The sequence below is a fragment of the Citrobacter sp. Cf087 genome (genome assembly GCF_030334285.1).
Lineage (GTDB): Bacteria > Pseudomonadota > Gammaproteobacteria > Enterobacterales > Enterobacteriaceae > Citrobacter > Citrobacter freundii.
Genome location: NZ_JAOWED010000022.1, coordinates 399,673 through 425,594 on the forward strand (window position 1 = coordinate 399,673; position 25,922 = coordinate 425,594).

A 25,922-nucleotide genomic window follows, 5' to 3' on the forward strand; every position below is an offset into this window, starting at 1 on the left:
CCTTTTAATTCTACTCTGATGCCTGAGACATATCTTTTTTATCGATGATCAAAATGTGGTCCGGACAAAATGAAATCGCGGTGTTTCCGTCCAGTCGTGATATGACCTCAACACCGGTAAAGTCTGGAATAGCAAGTCTGGCACCACATGGAATCAATTCAACGCCACCGATGCCAACGCAAAACGCGCCAGCGGCAACTGCGGACGTTACGCCACTTTTAGAATCTTCAAAGACGATTGTTTTCTCCGCAGGAAGATCAAGACGTTCGGCTGCGAGAAGATACGGGTCAGGGAAGGGTTTTCCCCGGGAGACGTCATCGCGTTCAACAATAACGGAAATGCAAGACTGAACCTGAAGCATCGCCGTCACACGGTCGATTTTCTCACGCCAGCCACTGGTTACAATACCAACCCGGACGCCTGCTGCATCCAGCGCAGTGATAAGCTCAGAGACACCGGGAATAGGGTTGTAGGAAGCCGTGTTTTCGACATGAATAATATGAGCCTGAACTTTTTGCTGATCCACGAGCGGTAGGTCACTGAACAGTGCCCTAATAGTATGTGGACCAGGTTGCCCGTGGATATGTTTGATAATCTCGTCTTCAGATATTGTCTTACCATACATATCTGCTGCTTCGCGCCAGGCTCTTTCTATAACCTCATTTGAATCAATAAGCACACCATCCATGTCAAATAACACGGCGGCAGCTCTGTTGGTGATATTATGCATACTCGGTTTCCTTATTATTAGTTTGACTCGTTTGACTTAGTCTGGACGCGACGGCAATTTGTCCTAAAGAGATCCCTCCATCATTAGTGGGTACAAGTTGATGGCAGTAAGCTTCAAATCCTGCCGCGTGTAATCGGTCAAGAGCATTGATGAGAAGAAACTCATTACAAAAAACCCCGCCGCTTAATACCACTTGCCGTGTTTTTGCGTGCACAGACAAACGGATACAGACCGCGGTAATAATCTCTACGATGGTCGAATGAAAGCGTCGGCTTAACTCAGGTAAATCGAGAGGCCGTGTTGTCAGTGCTGAAATCAGTTCGTGGACCAACGGGCGATAATCCACTTCGAGATGGCCTTCTGATTCCACAATCGAGAAGGCAAAAGGTTGTGCCATATGAAGATCGCATTGCAACAACGCTTCTAATTCAATGGCGGCCTGCGCTTCGTATTCAATATGCGTACAAATACCCATTAATGCGGAGATGCCATCGAAAAGTCGACCGATGCTGCTGGTTACAGGCGTGTTGATCCTGCGCATAGCCATTTTGGCGAAGACGTCACGCTGTTGAGCCGGCAACGTGCTTAGACCTGGAATTGAGGATTCAGGAATATGCTCGCCGAAAATTTCTGTTAATAGCGAAATAGCGATCCGGATGGGTTCTTTAACTGCGCTGTCACCGCCTGGCAAAGCGATGTGGCGCAGATGTGCTGCACGTTCAACGCTTCTGGTATCCCCCACAAGAAATTCGCCACCCCAGATTGTGCCATCAGTGCCGTAACCCGTACCGTCGAATACTACGCCAATTGTTTTTCCTCTGAGTCCGTTCTCGGCCATACACGCAGCCATATGCGCATGATGATGCTGTACCTGAATAACCCGCAGCTGCGATTGCTCCAGCGCATTGCGCGTTGAGCGAAATGCCGGATGAAGGTCACAGGCCACAATCGTTGGCTCAATATCGAGGAGCTTTTGCAGGTGATTGACGCACGCAAGGTGTGATTTAAACGTAAGGTCATTTTTGAGATCGCCAATGTGTTGACTCATAAACACCTTATTACCTTTAGCAATGCTAACGGTGGTTTTCAGTTCCGCCCCGAGAGCGATGATCGGATCAACGTTGAAAGGAAGGTGGACAGGATAGGGGGCATAACCTCGTGAACGTCGCAGGAATGAAAGGTGGTTACGATGAGCCATAACGCGGACCACTGAATCATCGATACGCGTGTGAATATCACGATCGTTAAGAATAAAATAGTCCGCGATTTCGCCCAACTGCGCAATTGCACTCACATTATCAAATACGATAGGGTGGCCTGAAAGATTGCCGCTGGTCATCACCAGCGCTGGCATTGTGGCATCTTCTAGCATTAAATACTGAAGCGGCGTTGATGGCAGCATGACGCCAATATTCGTGTTATGCGGTGCGATGATTTCCGGCATCGTACTGCGGCGTTTACGCAGCAGTACGATGGGGCGCTCTACACTTTCCAGGTGTTTTCTTTCCTGAGCGTTGACGTGGACTATTTGTGCCGCGTTGTCCGCGTCCCTTACCATAATGGCAAAAGGTTTTGCATCTCTACGTTTGCGTTGCCTCAGTTGCGAAACCGCATCTTCATTACTCGCATCAACAACCAGATGAAAACCGCCAAGGCTTTTAATCGCAATAATCGCCCCTTCGTGTAGCCTTGCTATGGCAAATTTGACGATATCATCTGTTATTACGGTCTCGCCATTACGCGACCTCAGATCCAGTTTTGGTCCGCATGCGGGGCAGGCATTGGGTTGCGCGTGATAACGACGATTATCGAGATCGTCATACTCATGCTGACAGGCCGGGCACATTGCAAAGGCTTGCATTGTTGTTTGTGAACGGTCATAGGGCATTGCCTGGATAATTGAATATCGCGGCCCGCAGAGTTTGTGCAATTAATAAAAGCGTACCGATAGCGCGGGTTCTGCGGATCAAACATTTCGTTCAGACAATCCTGACAGACGTTTGAGTCTGGCGGGATAATGGTATCCATCTTCGCAAGCTGACGGCTTTTACGGATACTAAACTCTGCGTAACGTTGATCCGAATTTTCTCGCGGTACCTCCACAATACCATTGATGCGGGCCATTGGCGGCGGGTTAGATGCCAGCTCATCAATAAGCTGCGCGATATTGTCTGATGTAGCCTGTAGTTCCAGTAACACGCCTTCGGAATCATTGAGAACCCAGCCGGTCGCGGCAAAGGTGCGAGCCAGTCGATGGACGAAAGGACGAAACCCGACTCCCTGGACAATTCCGCAAATGCGGTAACGTCGGGTTTCCAGAGCGCCGCCTTGCTCAGCAGAGTCGTGGCAATTCTGCACCATAGAGCTCCTCTATTGTCGATACGGTTCCATCCTGCTCAAGCATGCTGACTCTCACTTCTGGCGTTGCTAATACCTCGCCAATAATGGCGGCTTTTTGGCCAAGTGGGTGCGTCTTTAATAGTCTGAGCACGTCTTCTGCGCTGTCTGGTTCGACAAACAGGCAAAGGCATCCCTCGTTTGCAAGATTGATGACATCGACGCCCAGCATATTTGCCGCCATCGCCGTTTCAGGCTGGATGGGTAAAGATTGCCGTTCGCAGCGCATTTCATGCTTTGCTGCACGGGCATGTTCATGGAGTACCGCGGAAAGTCCACCGCGAGTGACATCTCTCATCGAGGCAATTTTCCCGGCAGGAACGGCATCGATAAGCTGGTGAATCATCGCGTTGAGAGGGGCGCAGTCGCTGAGAATATTTCGTTCAAACCCCAGACCTTCACGCAGAGATAACAAATGAATGGAGTGATTCCCAATAAAACCACTGAGGATGATTTTTTGTCCTGGGCGCACGTTTTTGATTGAAACGGGGGCGCGCTCAATAACGCCGACGCCTGCTGTATTGATGAACAAGCGATCTGCCTCACCCTTGCCGACAACTTTCGTGTCTCCGGCAACAATTTTGACGTCTGCAGCAATGGCTGTATCGCGAACTGACTCAATAATGGCGCTCAGTTCAGATATGGGCATACCGTCTTCAATAATGAGACTCAGCGTCAGATACAGCGGACGTGCGCCACTTACCGCAAGATCGTTAACGGTACCGCATACGGCAATTTTACCGATATCCCCATTGCCAAAGATCAGCGGAGTGACAACAAAAGAATCTGTAGTAAATGCAATTTGTCGGGACGGTAACTCCAGTAACGCGCTGTCTTCCATGGTTCCCAGATAAGTATCGCCCAAAATTTCCGCAATTAATTCGACCAGTTCCCTGCTCAGGCGAGCGCCCGTGCCATGGTCCAGAACGACGGTATCTGTTGGTTTCATCGCTTGTGTTAATGGACTTTTCATGCGGTTTTCCTTTCGTTGCGCTCAGGAAGATCGTCATGTTTTGCTAGCAGCGATAAAATCTCAGCCGAGGGGGCAACGGTTGCGCAATAGCTGGCAAGCCACTCTAAGGCGCGAGTGGTATCATCGGCAGAAGGGGCAAATACGCAATCTTCCGGCACCCAAACATTGTATCCGCGGAAAAATGCATCTGCGGCCGTGGTTTGTACGCAAACATGCGTTTGTAAGCCGGTCACGATGACCGTTTTTACACCCAGTTTTTGCAGTGTTTCATCAAGATTATTATTAAAGAAACCGCTATCTCTGCCTTTTACTACGATGAGATCGGAGGGGGCGCAAATACTGTCGATTATTCGGTTTTCAGGTCGTCCTGCGAGGGCGGGAATACCTGCATCGCGATTTTTATAGCGCCGTTGTACTGCGGGATCGGCAGGGTCATTTATTAACTGCAAATGGATGACTGCCTGGTTTTGATTTCTGATGCCGTCAAGAAACTGATTAAATGCAGTCAATTTTTGTTCTAATTCCTGAGTCGAATGGGTTATTTTATATGTAAATTCATATTGCAGATCATTTGTTAACACAGCTACATTTGGCATATTTATATTCTTTTATCATTAAAATAATGGGCGTAATTTTTTTTGCGATTTCTCTATGGAGAGTTATGTTTATTTATTGCCATGCTTTGCTATCATGTGCTTATTATAGGTATTTGTATAATTCCATTTTTTTCAAGGTTCGATAAATGAAAGGAATAGATATGAAATTGCTGCGTGCCTTTGTTACGTTGGCGATAAAAGGAAGTTATAGCAATGCTGCAAAGGAACTTTTCCTGACTCAGCCAGCACTGTCAAAGCAGATACAAACGCTGGAGCATTTGACCGGTGGTGAGCTTTTTTTGCGCGGACGCCATGGCGCGAGTTTGACAGTATTTGGTCAACAGATTTTTTCAAAAGCCAATGAACTTTTACAATCCCATATTGAATTTCTAAACTATGCGAAAGAAATAAATACCAGAAATCGTGAAAAGTTATTTATGGGATTTGGTCTTTCCTCTTTTCAGCAAGTACCTAAGTGGATAAATCAATTCCATCAGCAATTTTCCGAGTGTGAAGTGGTTATTAATCATCTTCCCTCCAGCGCTCAGATGAAAATGTTGTTGGAAGGACGCTTGCATATCGGTTTTGTCCGGATGCCGGTCAGTAAAGGCCTGGCTTCATATATTTTTTATGAGGAAACGCTGGCTCTTGCTGTTCCGATGGAGGGTTATATGGAAAGCATGACTATTCAGAGTGCGCTATCGGCATATCCCTTACTCCAGTTGGATCCATCAACCAGCCCATGTCTTGCGGAACAAACCTCACTCTTTCTACAAAGCATCCAACTTAGCGCTGAACCGGTCTCTGTAACAAATGACATGACTACGCTATTGGCATTGGTTGCCGGGGGGAACGGAGTCGCCTTTTTACCCACAAGTGTCCGGCATTTTTTGCCTGCCGAAGCGAGACTATTGATGCTCGCTGAAAAACAAATTCGCTGGAACATTGGTGTGGCATGGAACCCCAAAATTAAAAACCATCGGCGGGACGATTTCTTGCGCCTGGTGATGGCCGGGGAGGCCGATATCGTCATGTAGCCGTTATACGCCCTGACGAGAAGGTAACGGCCACGCATTGATGCCTGACGTGTAAACCGCTTTGGGCATAAATAAAATAGGATTTCAGTACTATGCTTAAGCAATAGCGCAGGGAAATGGTTATAAGAGCAGCACTGACTGGGGTTTTCGCTTAAAAAATCGAGGGTTAAAGTTGAAAGAGCGTGAGTAACTCGCTCATACTCTATACTCGCAGAGTTACCCGGCGTAGCATGGCAAAACGCTTGGGCTGTTAATGAAAAAAGGAAAACGTCGTGGCAGAAGAAACTATATTCAGCAAAATTATTCGTCGTGAAATTCCGTCGGATATCGTATACCAGGATGAACTGGTCACTGCGTTTCGTGATATTTCCCCTCAGGCACCTACGCATATTCTGATCATTCCTAACATCCTGATCCCAACCGTCAACGATGTGACGGCTGAACATGAACAGGCATTGGGCCGCATGATCACCGTTGCAGCGAAAATTGCTGAGCAGGAAGGCATTGCTGCAGATGGGTACCGCTTAATCATGAACACCAACCGCCACGGGGGTCAGGAGGTGTATCACATTCATATGCACCTGCTGGGTGGCCGTGCGCTTGGCCCAATGCTCGCGCATAAAGGTCTGTAGGCATGATCAGAGGATGCATTGTACTTTCACTGGGCTTGCTGCTACTGGCGGGTTGTCGAACACACCCAGAAATTCCGGTAAGTGATGAGCAGTCGCTGGTGATGGAGTCAACGATTCTGGCGGCAGGTATAACAGCAGAACAGCCCACGTTAACCACGTCTGATATTCAGGCCTCGGCATCCTCGCGACTCTATAACGAAAGACAAGAACCCGTCACCGTTCATTATCGGTTTTACTGGTATGACGCCAGAGGATTGGAAATGCATCCTCTGGAAGCGCCGCGCAGCGTGACTATCCCGGCTCATTCGTCGGTGACGCTGTACGGCAGCGCCAATTTTCTGGGGGCGCACAAGGTTAGACTTTATCTTTATTTGTAAGGGGTGAATCTTGATGATCAAAATGAATCGCTACGCACTGATTGCCGCGCTGGCGATGTTTCTCTCTGGCTGTGTGGTGCAACGAGAGCCCGCACCGGTAGAGGAAGTCAAGCCGGTGCCGGAACAGCCTGTGCAGCCGCAACAGCCGGTGCCAGTAGTGCCAACGGTGCCAACCATACCGCAGCAGCCGGGTCCGATTGAGCACGAGGACCAAACGGCGCAGCCGACGCCACGTCAACGTCATTATGACTGGAACGGGGCTATGCAGCCGATGGTCGGAAAAATGCTGCAGGCTGACGGCGTAAAAGCGGGCGGCGTTCTGCTGGTTGATAGCGTGAATAACCGCACCAACGGCTCGTTAAACGCGGGTGAAGCCACCGAAACCTTACGTAATGCTCTGGCGAATAACGGTAAGTTTACTCTGGTTTCCGCTCAGCAACTGGCAGTTGCCAAGCAGCAGTTAGGTCTGTCGCCGAACGATAGCCTGGGAACGCGCAGTAAAGCGATTGGTATCGCCCGTAACGTTGGCGCGCAGTATGTGCTTTATTCCAGCGCATCCGGCAACGTCAATTCGCCTGCGCTGCAAATGCAATTAATGCTGGTACAAACTGGCGAGATAATCTGGTCAGGTAAAGGTGCCGTTCAGCAACAATAACAGACTCACGCGCGGCGAAGTGTTGTCGCGCTATTTCCCGCAGTATCATCCCGTCGCAGCCAGCCAAACTGGCCTGAGCGGCGGGAGCTGCATCATTGAGCATCATTCTCACCGGCTGGTACTGCGTTGTCATCACGACCCTGATGCGCCGGAATCGCATTTCTTACGCCAATATCATGCGTTAAAACACCTGCCAGAAAACCTTGCGCCACGTCCTTATTTTTATACGCGTGGGTGGATGGCCGTCGAGTTTTTTCACGGTAAGGTAGAATCCAGATTACCGGACGCCGACGAACTCACAGGCTTACTGTATCATCTGCACCAGCAACCCCGATTGGGCTGGCGAATCAGCCTGCTGCCGCTACTTGAACAGTACTGGCAGTGTGGCGATCCGGCGCGTCGTACACCATGCTGGCTGCGCGCGCTGAAGCGGCTGAGGAAACGAGGTGAGCCTCGACCTTTGCGTCTGGGGCCGCTGCATATGGATGTTCACGGTGACAACATCGTACGCACAGCCTCAGGGCTGCGGCTGATTGACTGGGAATACGCCGGAGACGGTGATATTGCCCTGGAGCTGGCGGCGGTATGGGTCAGCGATGAATCCCAGCACCAACAGCTGGTTAGCACCTACGCTCAACGAGCGCACATTGAGCCAGACGTTTTGTGGCGACAAGTCAGACAATGGCAACCCTGGATAATGATGCTGAAGGCGGGGTGGTTTGAGTATCGCTGGCGGCAAACCGGCGATAGACAATTTATCAGGCTGGCCGATGAAACCTGGCGGCAGCTAACAATGAAAGGATAAGGAGAGCAGTGTGGGCCCAGTAATGTTGGATGTCGAAGGGTATGAGCTGGACGCAGAAGAGCGTGAGATTCTGGCGCATCCGCTGGTAGGTGGGTTGATCCTCTTTACCCGAAATTATCATGACCCGGAACAGCTGCGTGAATTAGTGCGACAGATCCGGACTGCGTCACGTAACCATCTGGTGGTGGCGGTAGATCAGGAAGGCGGACGCGTACAGCGCTTTCGAGAAGGCTTTACTCGCCTGCCTGCGGCTCAATCGTTTGCCGCGCTGCACGGTCTGGAAGAGGGCGGCAAACTGGCTCAGGACGCCGGATGGTTGATGGCCAGCGAAATGATCGCGATGGACATTGATATCAGCTTTGCACCGGTACTGGATGTGGGCCATATCAGCGCCGCAATCGGCGAGCGTTCTTACCACGCCGATCCGCTAAAAGCATTGGCGATGGCGACCCGCTTCATTGACGGTATGCATGCCGCAGGCATGAAAACGACCGGTAAACATTTCCCTGGTCATGGGGCCGTGACGGCGGATTCACACAAAGAAACCCCAACCGATCCTCGCTCAGAAGCCGAGATTCGTGCGAAAGATATGTCCGTGTTCCAGACGTTGATTACTGAGAACAAACTGGATGCCATTATGCCTGCGCACGTTATCTACAGTGATGTAGATCCGCGTCCGGCGAGTGGCTCACCTCACTGGCTGAAAACGGTGCTGCGCCAGGAGCTTGGCTTCGATGGTGTCATTTTCTCCGACGATTTGTCGATGGAAGGGGCGGCGATTATGGGAAGCTATGCCCAGCGTGGACAGGCATCGCTGGATGCAGGTTGCGATATGATCCTGGTCTGCAATAATCGTAAGGGAGCGGTCAGTGTGTTAGATAATCTGTCGCCGATCAATGCAGAACGTGTTACACGTTTGTATCATAAAGGTTCATTTTCACGTCAGGAACTGATGGATTCGGCACGCTGGAAGACGGTAAGCGCTCAGCTAAACCAGCTTCATGAGCGCTGGCAGGAAGAGAAAGCAGGTCATTAACGCAAGTTTGGCGAGGATGCGATGATTATCTATTTACACGGTTTTGACTCTAACAGCCCGGGCAACCATGAGAAGGTGTTGCAGCTGCAATTCATCGACCCGGATGTCAGGCTGATTAGCTACAGTACGCGGCATCCCAAACATGATATGCAGCATCTGCTAAAAGAAGTGGACAAAATGCTACAGCTGAATGTGGATGACCGTCCGCTGATTTGTGGTGTGGGGCTCGGGGGATATTGGGCTGAACGGATTGGTTTTCTGTGTGATATTCGTCAGGTCGTGTTTAATCCTAACCTGTTCCCGTATGAGAACATGGAAGGCAAAATTGACAGACCTGAGGAGTATGCAGACATCGCAACAAAATGCGTGACCAATTTCCGCGAAAAGAATCGCGATCGCTGTCTGGTTATCCTGTCGCGTCATGATGAAGCGCTCAATAGCCAGCGTTCGTCGGAAGAGCTGCATCACTTTTACGAGATAGTCTGGGACGAAGAGCAGACGCATAAGTTTAAGAATATCTCTCCGCATTTGCAGCGCATCAAAGCGTTCAAGACGTTAGGTTAATCCTTATTGAATGCGTAAAAAACCAGCCATCGGGCTGGTTTTTTTGTTCTTAAAGTTCCGGTTGTCTATCTTTTCAGCATCAAAACTTGATACACATCAATTTTGGTATGACCAATGCACCGTTCGTGTTATTCTCACTCTCGAAGAACATTTTCATTACTGTAACTTGTTGTTAATTAAGAGCTATATTAATAACTTTTAATTAACAATTGGTTAATAAATTTGAGGGGGTCACGTTGACTACACCATTGAAAAGGATCGTGATTGTCGGCGGCGGTGCTGGCGGACTGGAAATGGCGACGCAGTTGGGTAAAAAACTCGGGCGTAAGAAAAAGGCCAAAATCACACTGGTAGACAGAAACCACAGTCACTTGTGGAAACCGTTACTGCATGAAGTGGCGACGGGTTCACTGGATGAAGGCGTGGATGCGCTGAGCTATCTGGCACATGCCCGTAACCATGGCTTCCAGTTTCAGTTAGGTTCGGTGATAGATATCGATCGTGAAGCGAAGACCATTACTCTCGCTGAGCTGCGCGATGAGAAGGGGGATCTGCTGGTTCCTGAGCGTAAAGTGCCGTATGACACGCTGGTGATGGCGTTGGGCAGTACCTCCAACGATTTCAACACTCCTGGCGTGAAAGAAAACTGCATTTTCCTCGATAACCCGCATCAGGCGCGTCGTTTCCACCAGGAGATGCTGAATCTGTTCCTGAAGTATTCCGCGAATCTGGGCGCTAACGGAAAAGTGAATATCGCCATTGTGGGCGGTGGTGCGACGGGGGTTGAGCTCTCCGCTGAGCTGCACAATGCGGTAAAACAGCTGCACAGCTATGGTTACAAAGGGCTGACCAACGATGCGCTGAACGTTACGCTGGTGGAAGCTGGCGAGCGCATTCTGCCTGCGTTGCCGCCGCGTATTTCCGGTGCTGCGCATAATGAGTTAACCAAACTGGGCGTACGCGTACTGACCCAGACGATGGTTACCAGCGCTGACGAAGGCGGACTGCACACCAAAGATGGCGAATACATTAAAGCCGACCTGATGGTGTGGGCGGCGGGTATCAAAGCGCCAGACTTTATGAAAGACATTGGCGGTCTCGAAACGAACCGTATTAACCAACTGGTGGTTGAGCCAACTTTGCAGAGCACGCGCGATCCTGACGTGTACGCGATTGGCGACTGCGCTTCCTGCGCTCGCCCGGAAGGGGGTTTTGTGCCTCCGCGCGCTCAGGCAGCACACCAGATGGCGACCTGTGCGATGAACAATATTCTGGCACAGATGAACGGCAAGCCTCTGAAAGCGTATCAGTACAAAGATCACGGCTCTCTGGTCTCGCTCTCTAACTTTTCTACCGTGGGTAGCCTGATGGGCAACCTGACTCGTGGTTCGATGATGGTGGAAGGGCGTATTGCGCGCTTTGTATACATCTCACTGTACCGCATGCACCAGATTGCTTTACACGGCTACTTCAAAACCGGCCTGATGATGCTGGTCGGCAGTATCAACCGGGTGATTCGCCCGCGTCTGAAACTGCATTAATATCGACTTGTGGCGCCGGATGATTTTACGCATCCGGCGCCTTCCTTCAGAGTTCTCCGAATCATCCTGCGTTCATGCCTCATCCTGCTATTTTCATCCGTAATCTGATTGGCATTCCTTACCTTCTGTTGCAAAGTTGTTGCTAATAGCAAAAAAGGAGGAAGTCCCGTGAATAAATCAATGTTGGCGGGTATAGGGATTGGCGTAGCTGCTGCGCTGGGTGTTGCAGCAGTGGCCAGTCTGAACGTTTTCGAGCGTGGCCCACAGTATGCGCAAGTTGTCTCTGCAACACCGATTAAAGAGTCGGTAAAAACACCGCGTCAGGAGTGCCGGAACGTAACTGTCACGCACCGTAAGCCGGTACAAGATGAAAACCGTATTGCGGGTTCCGTATTGGGGGCGGTTGCGGGTGGCGTTATTGGCCATCAGTTTGGCGGCGGACGTGGTAAAGATATTGCCACCGTGGCCGGGGCTTTAGGCGGCGGCTATGCAGGTAATCAGATTCAGGGTTCGATGCAGGAAAACGATACTTACACCACCACGCAGCAGCGTTGTAAAACGGTGTATGACAAATCTGAAAAGATGCTGGGCTACGACGTGACGTACAAAATTGGCGATCAGCAGGGGAAAATCCGTATGGATAAGGACCCCGGCGCGCAAATTCCGTTGGATAACAACGGACAGTTGATACTGAATAACAAAGCGTAAAATAGCATTATCCTGAACATTAGCCCCCCATTCGCTCAGGCTGGGGGGCTTTTTTTATCAGAAGGTTAAGGCATAGTTCAGACCAAAGGTGCGGCCCCGGCCCTTGTATTCATACAGTGACGGACTGCCGTAGGTTGGGCTGTACAGCAGTGGCGCACGTTGTCCCCACAGCGTGGTGTACTCTTCATTCAGCAGGTTTTCCACGCTAAAGGTCAGCTTACCCAACGGGAGCTGATAGCTGCCGATAAAGTCCATGGTGTTATAGCCATCCAGCTTATTGCCGCTGGCGTCGGTCAGATCAAATGTTTGCTGGCTCTGTACGCGCAAGATCCACGGTTCTGGTGCCCAGCCGATCCATGCGGTTGCTTTCGACGGTGAGGCCAGAGTCACATCCCATTTTTGCCATTTACCGTTCTGTTTCACTTCCGATTTAATGACATTGAAGTTGCCGCCCAGGCTCCAGTCCGTATCCGCAATGAAATAATCCACCGCGCCTTCAAGGCCATAAATGCGGCGATCGTCGGGTTGAACGTTAATGGTCATATCGCTGCGGTTGATAACGATCGATTTATCCGAAGTCGAGTAGTAAGCGGCCAGTTGCGTGCGCAGACTATCGCCGGTGTAGCGCCATCCCAGTTCGTACGAGTTAACTTTAATCCCTTCCAGACGTGAATCCGCCACGTTGACGCTGCGCTGGAGCTGGTAATGATCGCCAACCAGCGAATAGGTGCCGTTACCGTAATATTTCCCTGGATCCGGAAGCTCCACGCCCTGAGAGAAATTAAACCACGTTTGCTGACGGTCAGTCAGATGGGCGAGGATACCGGCGTTGAACAGGAAATTATCGTAATCGGTTTTGCCGCCCGGAATGGTATCGGCAGAGTTCGCAAGCCCGGTCGCGATTCCCTGCTGTTGAGCATAGCCAACGAAATCATCAACCCTGTTTTCGGTCCATTGATAGCGCACGCCGCCGCTGAGGGTAAAGATGTCGTTAATGTCATAGCTGTTTTGCAGGAAAGGCGCAAAGTTGGTGATGCTGTAACCGGGGTAACGCCCGGTGGTATAAGCGGTGCGGTTATCCATGCCGCCGGAGGGCAGGGACCAGGCCAGATCGAAGAATTTCTGATTGGAATCGAAGGTCTCGTGATCGGCATCGATACCCCACGTCAGCTCCCAGTTATCCATCAACTGGCTGTTGAGGGTAATTTTGGCGCCAAACTGGTCTGTGTCCTGCTGTGATGCGGAGAAACTGGTGACCTTACCTTTGCTGAGCGTCGGGAAAGGATAGAATTTCAGCGATTCGTCGCGGTAATAGATTTGGCTGACCAGGTTCTGGCCGAAAAAATCCGCATCTGAATATTGCAGGCTGATCAGATGACGTTCGGTGCCGGGAATACGATCGGAATTCAGTCCGCTGCTGGTATAAGCTTTACCGTTTCCGGTTACGGCGGACATATTCTCGCCGAGATCCAGCCCGTAATCGTCATCTCCCTGGCTCTTATAATACTGTGTAACCAGTTGCAACTGACGGTCGTCGTCAAGTTCAATCGTCCCGGTGCCCATCACGTCCAGACGATTGGAGTGCTGTAGCCCGGTTTGGGTGTTATCCAGCAGCAGGGCATCGTGATTACCGTCATACCAGCCGCCAAATCGTTGATACGCGACGGACATACGCCCGGAAGCGCGATCTGTTCCTCCACTCACCGCCGCGGCAACGCGTTCATCATGATCGTTACTGTTGTTGAAGCCGCTTTTGCTCCCCAGTTCGAGTTCTACTTCACGCTCCGGCTGGCCTTTTTTGGTGACGATGTTGATTAATCCGCCGGTACTGCCACCGCCATAAAGTGAGGTTGCGCCTGAAATGACTTCAATGTGCGCAATGTTAAACGGGTCAATGGAGTCAAGTTGACGGCTGTCGGTTCGTGAGGAGTTCAGACGGACACCGTCAATGAGCACGACAATGGCGCGACCACGCATGTTCATGCCGTAGTTTGTACGCCCCTGGCTACTGACATCGATTCCTGGGATTAACTGAGCAAGAACATCCTTGAACTCTTTCCCCCCCTGAACCTGTTGTTCAATCTCGCTTCCTTCAATAACCCAGGTCGTTTGCGCCATTTCTGCCACGGTGCGTTGGCTACGGTTGGCGCTGACGATGAGGTTCTCTTCCTCAGCCGCAATGGCCGGGAGGGTTAAAGACAACAGGAGAGGATTGAGCACCCAGAGACGCTTATTCATTTGTATTCCTTTTAAAAAGAGTCGATCTGTTTTTGTTATGGAGGTAGAGAAACCGATGGTTACATTGTGAAACAGGCATTAAAACAAATGCGAATATTGCTGATAACAATTGTCGTTATCAATACCCTTTACAAAAAATGATCGGATAACACGATGAAAACAATGAGAAATGTAGGGGCAATGGAACGGGAATCTAACCGGGGGCTTTATCAGCTCCCGGGGGTGTTAGTACAGCGGGGGAATTGCGGGAAAGGGTTAAGCTTTGACGAGTTCGGGCCACAGCCGCAGGGTGGTACGTGCGATCTGCATCAGTTTTTCAAACGTTGCACCTTCACGGGCGCTGATCGACATACCTTGTAAAATACAGTTCAGGTATTCAGCCAGTTTTTGCACGTCACAGTAGGCGGGGATTTCACCTCGTTGCTGACGCTGATGAAGAAACTGAGTAAGCGTCTGTTCCTGCATCGCATGGCGAGATTTCACCGTATGCGCAATATCGCGGGAAGAGGCTGCCAGCGTCGCAGAAGTGTTAATCATGAAACATCCCGCTGGGGTGTCCTTGCTGGTAAAGCAGGTCGCTATGGCGGTGAAATAGTCTTCCAGTGCGGACTCAAGGCTTTTTTCTTCACAAAACAGCTGGGCTTCGTGTTTCGCCGCAAAGCGGGTGATGTAGCGGTCCAGTACGGCACGGAACAACCCTTCTTTATTGGTGAACTCCGCATACAGCGTGGGCGCTTTTGCGCCGGTAGCTTCTACGAGATCGGCGAGCGAGGTCGCTTCATATCCGTGCTGCCAGAAGAGTGTCATGGCCTTATCAAGCGCGGCTTCCCTGTCGAACACTTTTGGTCGGCCACGGCTTTTTTTTGCACAACCTGTCGTTTCAGTTGTCATGGCGCCGATGTACCTTTGTTGGGTTTATTGAATAACCATTATAAAAATATTCGACTGCACACTCCAGCGGATTCACGATAAAAATAAATTATATCTATTGTCATGAAAAATAAGACCTTTATATTTTATATAACGATCATTATAAAAAAGTATTGACGTGTGACCTGGATCACATCTATGATTTACCTATCGATCGTTAAGTTAATCTTTCCGACACCCATTCATCTGCTAAAGGTCACTATCATGAAAAACGTAAAAACCCTGTTTGTTGCTGCTGTTCTTAGCTCACTGTCATTTGCAAGCTTCGCCGCTGTTGAAGTTCAGTCCACACCTGCGGGTCAAGAGAAAGTCGGTACTATTTCTGCGAATGCGGGGACTAACTTAGGTTCACTGGAAGATCAACTGGCGCAGAAAGCCGATGAGATGGGTGCGAAGTCTTTCCGTATTACTTCCGTTACCGGCCCTAACACCCTTCATGGGACTGCTGTTATCTACAAATAAGATTTAACCCATCGCAATGCCACTGCGAGTTAAATAAAAAACCCCCGCGGAATAAAATCCAGCGGGGGTTTTTTTATGTGCGGAGTTTACATCGGCTGTTGAGCAACGTCGTGATGACGGGTCACATCGACCGGCATGCCTGAGCGAATCTCCATCGCATGATCCATGACGGCGGCATCTGTTTGCGCCGCATTTTTAAATGTCTGCATGGACGCGTTCAGCACGATTGGCAACAGTTGCGGGTCGTCATTGATTTTTTCGGACAGCGGCTGATGTACTTCTACCAGCCGCACGCCGTTAGGCTCAACGGATGCTTTGATCGGCGTATTGATAATATTGACCTTAGTTCCGGGCGTTACCTGACGGAACAGGGTTTCGATATCACCGTCGCGCAGACGAATACAGCCGGAACTGACGCGCATGCCGATGCCAAAGTCAGCATTGGTGCCGTGCAGCAGATAAACGCCGCCGTATGCCGCTAAGCGAATTGCATGATGGCCCATCGGGTTATCCGGACCGGCAGGTACAACGGCAGGCAGGTCAATTCCGTTTGCTTTGTATCGCGCGCGGATATTTGCCGTCGGCGTCCAGGTGGGGTTGGCGCGTTTATCAGAAATGGTGGTTACCATCGTAGGCGTCAGCGTGTCACCACCTAACTGGCCAATACCAATAGGATAAACGGTCACCGAATTGGTCCCCGGCTGGTAATAATAAAGACGCAGTTCGGCGAGGTTGATAACAATACCTTCGCGCGGGGCGTCAGGTAGCAGAGTTTGTAACGGTATAGTCAGCACGCTGCCCGGACGTGGTACGTAAGGGTCAACGCCGGGGTTGGCCTGCAGCAGCGCTAAAAAGCCGACATTATATTTTTTCGCAATCGCCTCCAGAGAACCGCCATTGTCTTCAACAACGTGAACGGTATTCTGGCCTACCAGACGGCTTCCCGGCGGTGGCAGCGGCCAGGTGTTTGCCTGAGCCGGAAGTGCTAACGCGAAGGTCGCTGCCAGCGTAAAAAACGCGAGCCAGCGAGAGAGTCGTTTATTGTTTAACATCACCATAAATCCATTGTTTTTACGTGGTTTTTATTATGTAAAAGTAAACGAGAATTATGGCGGTTTGCTGTGTCTGGAAGTGCAGGGAAGTGCAAAGAGTTTGTAAATTCATCAGGCCGGGTGAGTGGTGTGCTCACCCGGCCTGTTCACTATGCTACGGCGTTTTCTTCAAGCTGACGCATAAACTGGCGGACCCAGTCGATCCGCGTTTTACGCTCGCCCAGATCCTGCATAAATTTCAGTCGGGTTGGGCCGTCCAGACGGAAGTGTTGCGGTTGTTTTTGCAGTAAACCAATCAGCCAGACCGGGTTGACGTGGTTTTTCTCGGCAAATTCAATGGTACCGCCTTTGTCATGACCTTCGAGCTTTCTGATCCCCAGTTTCTGCGCCTGCTGGCGTAAACGAGCGATATCCAGCAACGTACGGGCCGGGTCGGGCAGCAGGCCAAAACGATCTATCAGCTCGACCTTAATCTCTTCCAGTTCGTTTTCGCCTTTCGCGCTGGCAATGCGCTTGTAGAACGATAGTCGGGTGTTAACATCCGGTATATAGTCATCCGGCAGCAGAGACGGCATACGCAATTCAACTTCGGTTTGCTGGCTGGTGAGATCTTCCAGTGATGGTTCGCGTCCCTCTTTGAGCGCATCGACAGCATTTTCCAGCAGCTCCATATACAACGAGAAGCCGATGCTTTCCATGGAACCACTTTGATCTTCACCCAACAGTTCCCCGGCGCCGCGAATTTCAAGGTCGTGGGTCGCCAGCGCAAATCCTGCACCCAAATCTTCCAGCGAAGCGATGGCTTCCAGACGCTTTTGCGCGTCGGTGGTCATTGCTTTTGGATGCGGCGTCAGCAGCCAGGCGTACGCCTGATGGTGTGAGCGTCCCACACGACCGCGTAGCTGGTGCAATTGCGCTAAACCAAAGTGATCGGCGCGTTCGATGATAATGGTGTTTGCGGTCGGAATGTCGATCCCGGTTTCGATAATGGTGGTACACACCAGCACGTTAAAACGCTGATGGTGGAAATCGTTCATCACGCGTTCCAGCTCGCGCTCGCGCATTTGCCCGTGGCCGATACCAATACGCGCTTCCGGCACCAGTTCTGCTAATCTGTCAGCGGTTTTCTGGATATTTTCGACGTCGTTAAACAGATAATAAACTTGTCCCCCGCGCAGAACTTCACGCAGGATCGCCTCGCGTACCACCAGGCTGTCGTATTCGCGCACGAAGGTTTTGACCGCCAGACGACGAGCGGGCGGCGTGGCGATGATCGACAGATCGCGCATGCCGCTCATCGCCATATTGAGCGTACGCGGAATAGGCGTTGCCGTCAGGGTCAGAATATCGACATCCGCGCGCATCGCCTTGATGCGTTCTTTGTGGCGAACGCCGAAACGGTGCTCTTCATCGACAATCAGCAGACCCAGATCTTTTAACTTCACATCCGCTTGCAGCAGTTTGTGCGTGCCGATGAGAATATCAATTTTCCCCTCGGCAACCTGTTCCAGAATCTGCGCTTGCTCTTTGGCGCTACGGAAACGGGACAACATCTCAATGCGTACCGGCCAGTTGGCAAAACGATCGCGGAAGTTGTCGAAGTGCTGCTGTGCGAGCAGGGTAGTCGGAACCAGCACGGCAACCTGTTTGTGGTTCTCTACGGCAAGGAAAGCGGCGCGCATCGCGACTTCGGTTTTACCAAAACCGACGTCACCGCACACCAGGCGGTCCATGGCCAGAGGTTGGCACATATCGCTGAGTACAGCGTTGATCGCCTGCGCCTGGTCAGGCGTGGTTTCAAACGGGAAGCTGTCGCAAAACAGCTGATACTGTTCACGGTCATGCTTAAAGGCAAAGCCTTCTTTCGCCGCGCGCTGGGCATAAATATCCAGCAGCTCTGCCGCGACATCGCGCACCTTCTCAGCGGCTTTCTGTCGGGCGCGTGACCAGGCATCGCCGCCCAGTTTATGCAGCGGTGCATTCTCTTCTGCACCGCCTGCATAGCGGCTGATCAGATGCAGTGACGACACCGGCACGTACAGTTTGGCATCGTTGGCATAGGTGAGCATCAGATATTCACCGGTGATACCGCCCGCTTCCAGCGTGGTCATCCCGGCATAGCGACCCACGCCGTGTTCCAGATGCACTACCGGCTGACCGGGATGCAGCTCTGCAAGGTTACGAATTAATGTATCCGGGTTGATGGTGCGACGCGAATCCTGGCGGCGACGCGCCACGCGTTCCCCAAGCAGATCGCTTTCACAAATCAGTGCCAGATTGCGTTTGCTATCGATGAAGCCGTGCTCAGCTGCGCCAATCATCAGATAACGACCGTTATCTACGGCTTCATCGAGTCGCAATATCCGCTTCGGTGCCACTTTGATACGAGCGAGCAACTCGCCAAGCGCTTCACGTCGGCCTTCACTTTCGACCGAGAAAATCACCGGGCCGGTAAAGCCCTCAAGGAATTTACGTAACGCATCTAACGGTGATTTTTGCTGTGCCTGCACGGCGATGTCCGGCAGCTTCTGGAACCCGAGGTTGGTATTCGCAGCTTTGTTCGCCAGACTCTCGGTTTTCAGTTGAACGCGCGGCCAGCGTTTAAGTTCAGAAAACAGCTCATCAACCCGCAGCCACAGCGATTCCGGCGGCAGAAGCGGGCGCATTGGATCAACACCGCGATTTTCAAAGCGTGACAGGGTATCGGCCTGGAAGCGTTCTGCGCTGGTCTCGATATCACCGGTATTGACCAATAACGTATTGGCAGGGAAGTAGCTGAACAGCGGCGGCAGCGGCTCGCTGAAAAACAGCGGTTGCCAGTATTCAATACCCGCAGGTAACGTGCCTTTGCTGACCTGCTGATAAATATGTTCGGCGTCGCGTTTAACCTCAAAGGTATCGCGCCACTGACTACGGAATAGCTCGATGGCCGTTTTGTCAGTCGGGAATTCGTGCGCGGGAAGCAAATTAATGGCATCGACTTCTTCCAGCGTGCGCTGGGTGTCGGTATCAAACAGACGCAGGCTGTCGATTTCGTCATCAAAGAAATCCAGACGATAAGGCAACTCGCTGCCCATCGGGAACAGATCCAACAACGCGCCGCGCGTGGCGTATTCGCCGTGTTCCATGACCTGATCAACATGGCGATAGCCAGCGCTATCCAGCTGTTCGCGCAGGGCGTCGCGCGAAAGCCGCTGACCTTTTTTCATGACCAGCGCATGCCCGTGCAGATAGCTGTGCGGACAGACACGCTGCATCAGAGTATTTACCGGAACGATCAGCACGCCTCGCTGCATGGCAGGCAGTTGATACAGCGTAGAGAGACGCGAAGAGATAATCTCCTGATGGGGAGAAAAACTGTCATAGGGCAGCGTTTCCCAGTCGGCCAGGTTCATCACCATCTGGTCGGTAAACTGACGAATTTCATCATGCAGGCGCAAAGCATTTTGCATGTCCGGCGCGATCAGCACCACTGGACCGGCGTGATGTTCGGCGATTTCGGCGACCAGCGTTGCGCAGGCGGCACCGGTAAGCTCACCCAACTGGCGCTGATCGCCAGCTTTCGCTGGGAGCGTGTAACGATGTTGTTCAGGCATTCGGTTGTCAGGTTCTCGTTTAGATATACATCTGATAAGCAATGTTCTTTATTATCCGTGATCGTTTCTCATAAGCAAATTGATTCGCCCCCTGATGGGGGCAAAAAGCGCGTTGGGGTTAGCGCGAAACGACCGATAATGAAGGCGGGGAAAAGAGCAGGTCGGCCACTGTTTTTTGTGAAATTTTACGCACCAACAGGCCAAACAAGGTGCACAGCAGCAGGCAGGCGAATGGATACACCAGCAGCAGGGCCAGCTCTGCATATGCAGGCCAGGCGGCATGATTAATGTTTGGGATTAGCGTTAAGCTGAACAGCTCAACCAGAATACGGTGGGTGGTGTAGATGGCGATGGTATTGGCACCAATCACGCTTAACGGGCCGGACTCACGCATACCAAAGCGCAGCTCAAATTGATAAAACAGCTTCATGATCAGCACAATGGAAAGAAGAGAAAGTAATAGTGAGACATTTGCCAGCCACGCGACGATGGCGGCGATTGCGCTAACCAGAACAATGAGCGCATGGCGGCGCAGGGGCACCTCCTTAATCCATACCATCAGCGTTGCGCCAAACCATGCACCGAGGCTGTACCAGGGCAGATTGCGAATCACGCTGTTCATTCCCCACCACGGCGTCGGGACAAAGTTGATCGCCACGCTCAGCGCCACAAATAACGCCAACAGCGGCACCGCCCAGCGGCTGAAAATTTTACACAGAACAAAATAGACAATCAGCGCGTACAGATACCACAAGCTGGTACTGGCGGTCAGCATCCCGTGGGTAAAACCTGCGATCGAACCAGCATAAGCGGCGTTGGCAGCATGGCTCAGATCGCGCTGTGGGGCCAGCCAGTTATTGAGCGTCACTAACGCCAGCCATTGCACCACACCCCAGAGAATCAGCACCCAGGCAATACTCCAGATTCGTTTATCCACGCAGGTGGTCCACGGGACGCTATCAATGTAGCGACGGATCAGATATCCCGAAATAAAGAAAAAGACCGGCATGCGAAACGGCGCCAGGTACAAATTGAGGTAAATCCAGCATTTGCTCAGCAGCTCTGAAAGCGGATGCTGAAAAGTAGTGAGGTGCGGGTAAAATGTGATTACCGAGTGGTAAATCACCACCAGACAAATACATAACCCTTTGATTTGATTAATCCATAGTTCTTTTTTATTCATCGAGACGGCGTATCCATATTGTTGGTTATAGCCTGCCATCCTGCGCAACCCGCTGTGCGCTGTAATGCGTAACTGTCTGCATTTTGATTTTTTAAGATAAAGATCAGGGACCAGGATGGAAGGGAAGACGGACAACTTTAGCGAATTGATTTATTTATACTTTTAGGAATAGTGCTGACGAACACTTACGGTTCAGTCATTTACCCATTCCGCTTTCGCTTATATACTCGTGACTTTGCTAACAGCAACCAGACGGATTTCATGTACCAACCTGTCGCTCTATTCATCGGCCTGCGTTATATGCGTGGGCGTGCAGCAGATCGCTTCGGTCGCTTCGTTTCCTGGCTCTCCACCATTGGCATTACCCTCGGGGTAATGGCGCTGGTCACGGTGTTGTCGGTGATGAACGGTTTTGAGCGCGAGCTGCAAAACAATATTCTTGGCCTGATGCCTCAGGCCGTTCTCTCGTCTGAACAGGGTTCCCTCAACCCGCAACAACTGCCGGAAAAAGCGGTGGTGTTGAACGGCGTCAACCGCGTTGCACCCATAACTACGGGAGATGTGGTGCTGCAAAGCGCGCGTAGCGTGGCGGTCGGCGTGATGCTCGGTATCGATCCGGCGCAAAAAGATCCGTTAACGCCGTATCTGGTCAATGTGAAGCAAACAGATCTGCAACCGGGTAAGTATAATGTCATCCTCGGCGAGCAGCTTGCCGGGCAGTTGGGCGTAAACCGTGGCGATCAAATTCGCGTGATGGTGCCTTCGGCCAGCCAGTTTACGCCGATGGGGCGTTTGCCGAGCCAGCGTCTGTTTACGGTGATTGGCACCTTCGCCGCCAACAGCGAAGTAGACGGCTACCAGATGCTGACCAACATTCAGGATGCTTCCCGCCTGATGCGCTATCCGGTGGGCAATATTACCGGCTGGCGTTTGTGGCTGAACGAACCGTTAAAAGTTGATACGCTGAGCCAGCAAACGCTGCCGCAGGGCACCAAATGGCAGGACTGGCGCGAGCGCAAAGGAGAACTGTTCCAGGCCGTGCGCATGGAGAAGAACATGATGGGGCTACTGCTTAGCCTGATCGTGGCTGTGGCGGCTTTTAATATTATTACCTCGCTGGGTCTGATGGTAATGGAGAAGCAAGGGGAAGTGGCGATTCTACAAACGCAGGGGCTAACGCCGCGGCAGATAATGATGGTGTTTATGGTTCAGGGGGCCAGTGCCGGGATTATCGGCGCGCTGCTTGGCGCGGTGCTGGGCGCATTGCTCGCCAGTCAACTGAACAATTTAATGCCAATTATTGGTGTGCTGCTGGATGGCGCGGCGCTGCCGGTCGCTATCGAGCCGCTGCAGGTTATCGTCATTGCGCTGGTGGCGATGGCCATCGCGCTGCTGTCTACGCTTTATCCTTCCTGGCGCGCTGCCGCCACTCAACCCGCTGAGGCTTTACGTTATGAATAAGATCCTGTTGCAATGCGACAACCTGTGCAAACGCTATCAGGAAGGCACTGTGCAGACCGATGTCCTGCACGATGTCAGTTTTAGCGTCGGCGAAGGTGAGATGATGGCGATTGTCGGCAGCTCTGGCTCCGGAAAGAGTACGCTGCTGCATCTGCTGGGCGGATTGGATACGCCGACTTCCGGCGACGTGATTTTTAGCGGTCAGCCGATGAGCAAGCTCTCGTCGGCGGCGAAAGCGGAACTGCGCAATCAGAAGCTGGGCTTTATTTACCAGTTCCACCATTTACTGCCGGACTTTACCGCGCTGGAAAACGTAGCGATGCCGCTGCTGATCGGCAAGAAAAAACCGGCTGAAATAACCGAGCGCGCACGGGATATGCTGAAAGCCGTAGGACTGGATCATCGTGCCAGTCATCGCCCGTCTGAACTGTCTGGCGGCGAACGCCAGCGTGTGGCCATCGCTCGTGCGCTGGTGAATAACCCGCGTCTGGTCCTGGCGGATGAGCCAACGGGTAACCTGGATGCGCGTAACGCGGATAGCATTTTCGAGCTTCTGGGCGAGCTGAACCGCTCTCAGGGCACGGCATTTCTGGTGGTGACGCACGATCTGCAACTGGCGAAGCGGATGAGCCGCCAGCTTGAAATGCGCGATGGTCGCCTGACGGCTGAACTGAGCCTGATGGGAGCTGAGTAATGGCTTCGCCTTTATCGTTATTGATTGGTCTGCGCTTTAGCCGTGGTCGGCGGCGCGGCGGTATGGTTTCGCTGATATCTGTGATTTCCACCGTTGGCATCGCGTTGGGTGTGGCGGTGTTGATCGTTGGTTTAAGTGCCATGAACGGATTTGAGCGTGAGCTGAACAACCGTATTCTGGCCGTAGTCCCACACGGAGAGATTGAAGCCGTAAATCAGCCGTGGAATAACTGGCAGGAAGCGCTCGACAAAGTACAAAAAGTGCCGGGTATTGTCGCCGCGGCGCCTTATATCAACTTTACCGGACTGGTAGAGAGTGGGGCGAATTTACGCGCGGTGCAGGTGAAGGGCGTTGACCCGAAACAGGAACAGCGTTTAAGCGCACTGCCATCCTTCGTGCAAAACCATGCCTGGGATAATTTTAAAGCCGGTGAACAACAAATCATCATTGGTAAGGGTATTGCCGATGCGCTGAAGGTGAAGCAGGGCGACTGGGTGTCGATTATGATCCCTAACGCCAGCGCGGATCATAAGTTACAGCAGCCTAAACGCGTGCGTTTACACGTTACTGGGATCCTGCAACTGAGCGGCCAACTCGATCACAGCTTTGCCATGATCCCAATGGAAGATGCGCAGCAATATCTGGATATGGGAACCAGCGTTTCCGGGATTGCGCTGAAAGTTAACGACGTGTTTAACGCCAATAAGCTGGTGCGCGACGCGGGTGAAGTCACCAATAACTATGTTTATATTAAGAGCTGGATCGGTACTTACGGCTATATGTATCGCGATATCCAGATGATTCGCGCCATTATGTATCTGGCGATGGTGCTGGTGATTGGTGTGGCCTGCTTTAATATCGTTTCCACGTTAGTGATGGCGGTAAAAGACAAAAGCGGCGATATTGCGGTATTAAGAACCCTCGGGGCGAAAGATGGGTTGATCCGTGCCATTTTTGTCTGGTACGGCCTGCTGGCGGGCCTGTTCGGTAGCCTGATAGGCGTCGTCATCGGGGTGGTTGTCTCGTTGCAACTGACGCCGATCATCAACGGAATCGAGGCGCTTATCGGTCATCAGTTCCTGTCCGGCGATATCTATTTCATTGACTTCCTGCCATCGGAATTACACTGGCTGGATGTGATTTACGTGCTGGTGACAGCACTCGTGCTGAGTCTTTTGGCAAGTTGGTATCCGGCGCGTCGCGCCAGCAATATTGATCCAGCGAGAGTACTTAGCGGCCAATAACAACAATAATACACGACAGCATTCATGCTGCATCAAGGCGTAGCCAACGCAGAGGCATCTTGAAGGATGACGTGTATCAAGGAGCGGTGATGTATTACGGATTTGACATCGGCGGGACCAAAATTGCGCTGGGCGTGTTTGATAAGCAACGTCGTCTGCAATGGGAAACTCGCGTCCCTACACCTCGCGACAGCTACGACGCTTTCCTTGATGCGGTCTGCAATCTGGTGACGGAAGCTGACCAGCGTTTTGGTATCAAAGGTTCGGTCGGTATCGGGATTCCTGGCATGCCGGAAACGGAAGACGGCACGTTGTACGCGGCCAACGTTCCTGCCGCCAGTGGCAAACCGCTCCGCGCCGATCTTAGCGCTCGCCTTGACCGCGATGTGCGTCTGGATAACGATGCGAACTGTTTTGCTCTCTCCGAAGCCTGGGATGACGAGTTTACCCAATATCCGCTGGTGATGGGGTTGATCCTCGGTACGGGCGTTGGCGGCGGCCTGGTGCTTAACGGGAAATCCATCACCGGACGCAGCTATATCACCGGCGAGTTTGGTCATATTCGTTTGCCGGTCGATGCGCTGACGCTGATGGGCTTTGATTTCCCGCTGCGTCGCTGCGGATGCGGCCAACTGGGATGCATCGAAAGCTATCTTTCCGGCGGTGGATTTGCGTGGTTGTATCAGCATTACTACCATCAACCGCTGGATGCCCGTGAAATTATCGCGTTGTGGGAGCAAGGCGATGAACATGCGCGTGCACACGTTGAACGCTATCTGGATTTGCTGGCGGTGTGTCTTGGGAATATCCTGACTATCGTCGATCCTGATTTGGTGGTGATTGGCGGAGGCTTATCGAATTTTACCGCTATTACGACGCAACTGACGGACCGACTGCCTCGTCATCTGTTGCCGGTTGCCCGGGTACCGCGTATTGAGCAGGCACGGCACGGTGATGCCGGCGGGATGCGCGGGGCTGCTTTCCTACATCTTACCGATTAATACAAAGAGG

At 51.8% G+C, this 25,922-nt stretch carries 24 protein-coding genes; 14 read left to right on the forward strand and 10 right to left on the reverse strand.

Annotated elements, in window-relative coordinates:
- Positions 1 to 10 precede the first annotated feature (10 nt).
- The 5 genes from OGV57_RS03975 to OGV57_RS03995 are packed head-to-tail and all read right to left on the reverse strand — an operon-like array spanning position 11 to position 4,696.
- A complete protein-coding gene (locus OGV57_RS03975; protein ID WP_016149987.1) occupies positions 11 to 730 on the reverse strand; it encodes an HAD family hydrolase in 720 nt (239 codons plus the stop codon).
- Positions 723 to 2,591, reverse strand: coding sequence for a carbamoyltransferase HypF (gene hypF / locus OGV57_RS03980; RefSeq protein WP_226791586.1), 1,869 nt, complete (start codon positions 2,589 to 2,591; stop codon positions 723 to 725). Before hypF ends, OGV57_RS03975 begins: the two co-directional genes overlap by 8 nt.
- Positions 2,477 to 3,091, reverse strand: coding sequence for an acylphosphatase (locus OGV57_RS03985; RefSeq protein WP_226791588.1), 615 nt, complete (start codon positions 3,089 to 3,091; stop codon positions 2,477 to 2,479). The genes hypF and OGV57_RS03985 overlap by 115 nt, the downstream gene beginning before the upstream one ends.
- Positions 3,063 to 4,100 carry a hydrogenase expression/formation protein HypE gene (gene hypE / locus OGV57_RS03990; RefSeq protein ID WP_003846740.1) on the reverse strand — a complete coding sequence of 346 codons (1,038 nt, stop codon included), beginning with the start codon at positions 4,098 to 4,100 and terminating at the stop codon, positions 3,063 to 3,065. Before hypE ends, OGV57_RS03985 begins: the two co-directional genes overlap by 29 nt.
- A complete protein-coding gene (locus tag OGV57_RS03995) occupies positions 4,097 to 4,696 on the reverse strand; it encodes a cysteine hydrolase family protein (protein WP_016149989.1) in 600 nt (199 codons plus the stop codon). The genes hypE and OGV57_RS03995 overlap by 4 nt, the downstream gene beginning before the upstream one ends.
- Positions 4,697 to 4,842: 146 nt before the next feature.
- Here OGV57_RS03995 and OGV57_RS04000 point away from each other — a divergent pair, with 146 nt between their 5' ends.
- The 9 genes from OGV57_RS04000 to OGV57_RS04040 all read left to right on the forward strand — a co-directional run bounded on the left by OGV57_RS04000 (position 4,843) and on the right by OGV57_RS04040 (position 12,051).
- Positions 4,843 to 5,733 (forward strand): LysR family transcriptional regulator, encoded by an 891-nt coding sequence (locus OGV57_RS04000; protein ID WP_003846736.1) that lies wholly within the window; start codon positions 4,843 to 4,845, stop codon positions 5,731 to 5,733.
- A 272-nt stretch (positions 5,734 to 6,005) separates the two neighbouring features.
- On the forward strand, positions 6,006 to 6,365 hold the full coding sequence (hinT, locus tag OGV57_RS04005; protein WP_003030826.1) for a purine nucleoside phosphoramidase: 360 nt from the start codon (positions 6,006 to 6,008) through the stop codon (positions 6,363 to 6,365).
- A gap of 2 nt (positions 6,366 to 6,367) precedes the next feature.
- Positions 6,368 to 6,742: a YcfL family putative periplasmic lipoprotein gene (locus OGV57_RS04010; RefSeq protein WP_003846733.1), complete on the forward strand. Its 375-nt coding sequence runs from the start codon at positions 6,368 to 6,370 to the stop codon at positions 6,740 to 6,742.
- 13 nt (positions 6,743 to 6,755) lie between these two features.
- On the forward strand, positions 6,756 to 7,397 hold the full coding sequence (lpoB, locus tag OGV57_RS04015) for a penicillin-binding protein activator LpoB (RefSeq protein WP_003846732.1): 642 nt from the start codon (positions 6,756 to 6,758) through the stop codon (positions 7,395 to 7,397).
- Complete coding sequence (gene thiK, locus OGV57_RS04020) at positions 7,378 to 8,202, forward strand: thiamine kinase (RefSeq protein ID WP_049016313.1); 825 nt, start codon at positions 7,378 to 7,380, stop codon at positions 8,200 to 8,202. The genes lpoB and thiK overlap by 20 nt, the downstream gene beginning before the upstream one ends.
- A 10-nt stretch (positions 8,203 to 8,212) precedes the next feature.
- On the forward strand, positions 8,213 to 9,238 hold the full coding sequence (gene nagZ / locus OGV57_RS04025) for a beta-N-acetylhexosaminidase (RefSeq protein ID WP_003841848.1): 1,026 nt from the start codon (positions 8,213 to 8,215) through the stop codon (positions 9,236 to 9,238).
- A 21-nt stretch (positions 9,239 to 9,259) separates the two neighbouring features.
- Positions 9,260 to 9,802, forward strand: a complete 543-nt coding sequence (gene ycfP, locus OGV57_RS04030; RefSeq protein ID WP_003030817.1) for an alpha/beta hydrolase YcfP — start codon at positions 9,260 to 9,262, stop codon at positions 9,800 to 9,802.
- 236 nt (positions 9,803 to 10,038) lie between these two features.
- Positions 10,039 to 11,343: an NADH-quinone dehydrogenase gene (ndh, locus tag OGV57_RS04035; RefSeq protein WP_003030815.1), complete on the forward strand. Its 1,305-nt coding sequence runs from the start codon at positions 10,039 to 10,041 to the stop codon at positions 11,341 to 11,343.
- A 168-nt stretch (positions 11,344 to 11,511) separates the two neighbouring features.
- Positions 11,512 to 12,051, forward strand: a complete 540-nt coding sequence (locus tag OGV57_RS04040; protein ID WP_032936150.1) for a glycine zipper 2TM domain-containing protein — start codon at positions 11,512 to 11,514, stop codon at positions 12,049 to 12,051.
- Between the two features lie 57 nt (positions 12,052 to 12,108).
- Here OGV57_RS04040 and OGV57_RS04045 read toward each other — a convergent pair whose 3' ends face one another.
- Both OGV57_RS04045 and comR read right to left on the reverse strand, forming a co-directional pair.
- Positions 12,109 to 14,289: a TonB-dependent siderophore receptor gene (locus tag OGV57_RS04045; protein ID WP_054528288.1), complete on the reverse strand. Its 2,181-nt coding sequence runs from the start codon at positions 14,287 to 14,289 to the stop codon at positions 12,109 to 12,111.
- Positions 14,290 to 14,544: 255 nt separating this feature from the next.
- Complete coding sequence (gene comR / locus OGV57_RS04050) at positions 14,545 to 15,180, reverse strand: TetR family copper-responsive transcriptional repressor ComR (protein WP_003030812.1); 636 nt, start codon at positions 15,178 to 15,180, stop codon at positions 14,545 to 14,547.
- A gap of 243 nt (positions 15,181 to 15,423) precedes the next feature.
- Between comR and bhsA the strand changes: the two genes are divergently transcribed.
- The gene (gene bhsA, locus OGV57_RS04055) at positions 15,424 to 15,681 is read left to right on the forward strand and encodes a multiple stress resistance protein BhsA (protein ID WP_003030810.1); all 258 of its coding nucleotides are present in this window, start codon (positions 15,424 to 15,426) and stop codon (positions 15,679 to 15,681) included.
- 86 nt (positions 15,682 to 15,767) lie between these two features.
- On the opposite strand, the gene ldtC is transcribed toward bhsA, so the two are convergent.
- The 3 genes from ldtC to OGV57_RS04070 form a co-directional block, all read right to left on the reverse strand.
- Positions 15,768 to 16,733, reverse strand: coding sequence for a L,D-transpeptidase LdtC (gene ldtC, locus OGV57_RS04060; protein WP_016149995.1), 966 nt, complete (start codon positions 16,731 to 16,733; stop codon positions 15,768 to 15,770).
- A 149-nt stretch (positions 16,734 to 16,882) separates the two neighbouring features.
- The gene (gene mfd / locus OGV57_RS04065) at positions 16,883 to 20,329 is read right to left on the reverse strand and encodes a transcription-repair coupling factor (protein WP_003846721.1); all 3,447 of its coding nucleotides are present in this window, start codon (positions 20,327 to 20,329) and stop codon (positions 16,883 to 16,885) included.
- Between the two features lie 118 nt (positions 20,330 to 20,447).
- Entirely contained in the window at positions 20,448 to 21,512 is a 1,065-nt protein-coding gene (locus OGV57_RS04070; protein ID WP_003846719.1) for an acyltransferase family protein, read from the reverse strand.
- Between the two features lie 261 nt (positions 21,513 to 21,773).
- Here OGV57_RS04070 and lolC point away from each other — a divergent pair, with 261 nt between their 5' ends.
- From lolC to nagK, 4 genes are all read left to right on the forward strand, one after another.
- Positions 21,774 to 22,973 (forward strand): lipoprotein-releasing ABC transporter permease subunit LolC, encoded by a 1,200-nt coding sequence (gene lolC, locus OGV57_RS04075; protein ID WP_003030806.1) that lies wholly within the window; start codon positions 21,774 to 21,776, stop codon positions 22,971 to 22,973.
- Entirely contained in the window at positions 22,966 to 23,667 is a 702-nt protein-coding gene (gene lolD, locus OGV57_RS04080) for a lipoprotein-releasing ABC transporter ATP-binding protein LolD (RefSeq protein WP_003030805.1), read from the forward strand. The genes lolC and lolD overlap by 8 nt, the downstream gene beginning before the upstream one ends.
- A complete protein-coding gene (gene lolE / locus OGV57_RS04085; RefSeq protein WP_003030804.1) occupies positions 23,667 to 24,911 on the forward strand; it encodes a lipoprotein-releasing ABC transporter permease subunit LolE in 1,245 nt (414 codons plus the stop codon). Before lolD ends, lolE begins: the two co-directional genes overlap by 1 nt.
- Positions 24,912 to 25,000: 89 nt before the next feature.
- Positions 25,001 to 25,912, forward strand: a complete 912-nt coding sequence (gene nagK, locus OGV57_RS04090; protein WP_003030802.1) for an N-acetylglucosamine kinase — start codon at positions 25,001 to 25,003, stop codon at positions 25,910 to 25,912.
- The last annotated feature ends 10 nt before the right edge of the window (positions 25,913 to 25,922 follow it).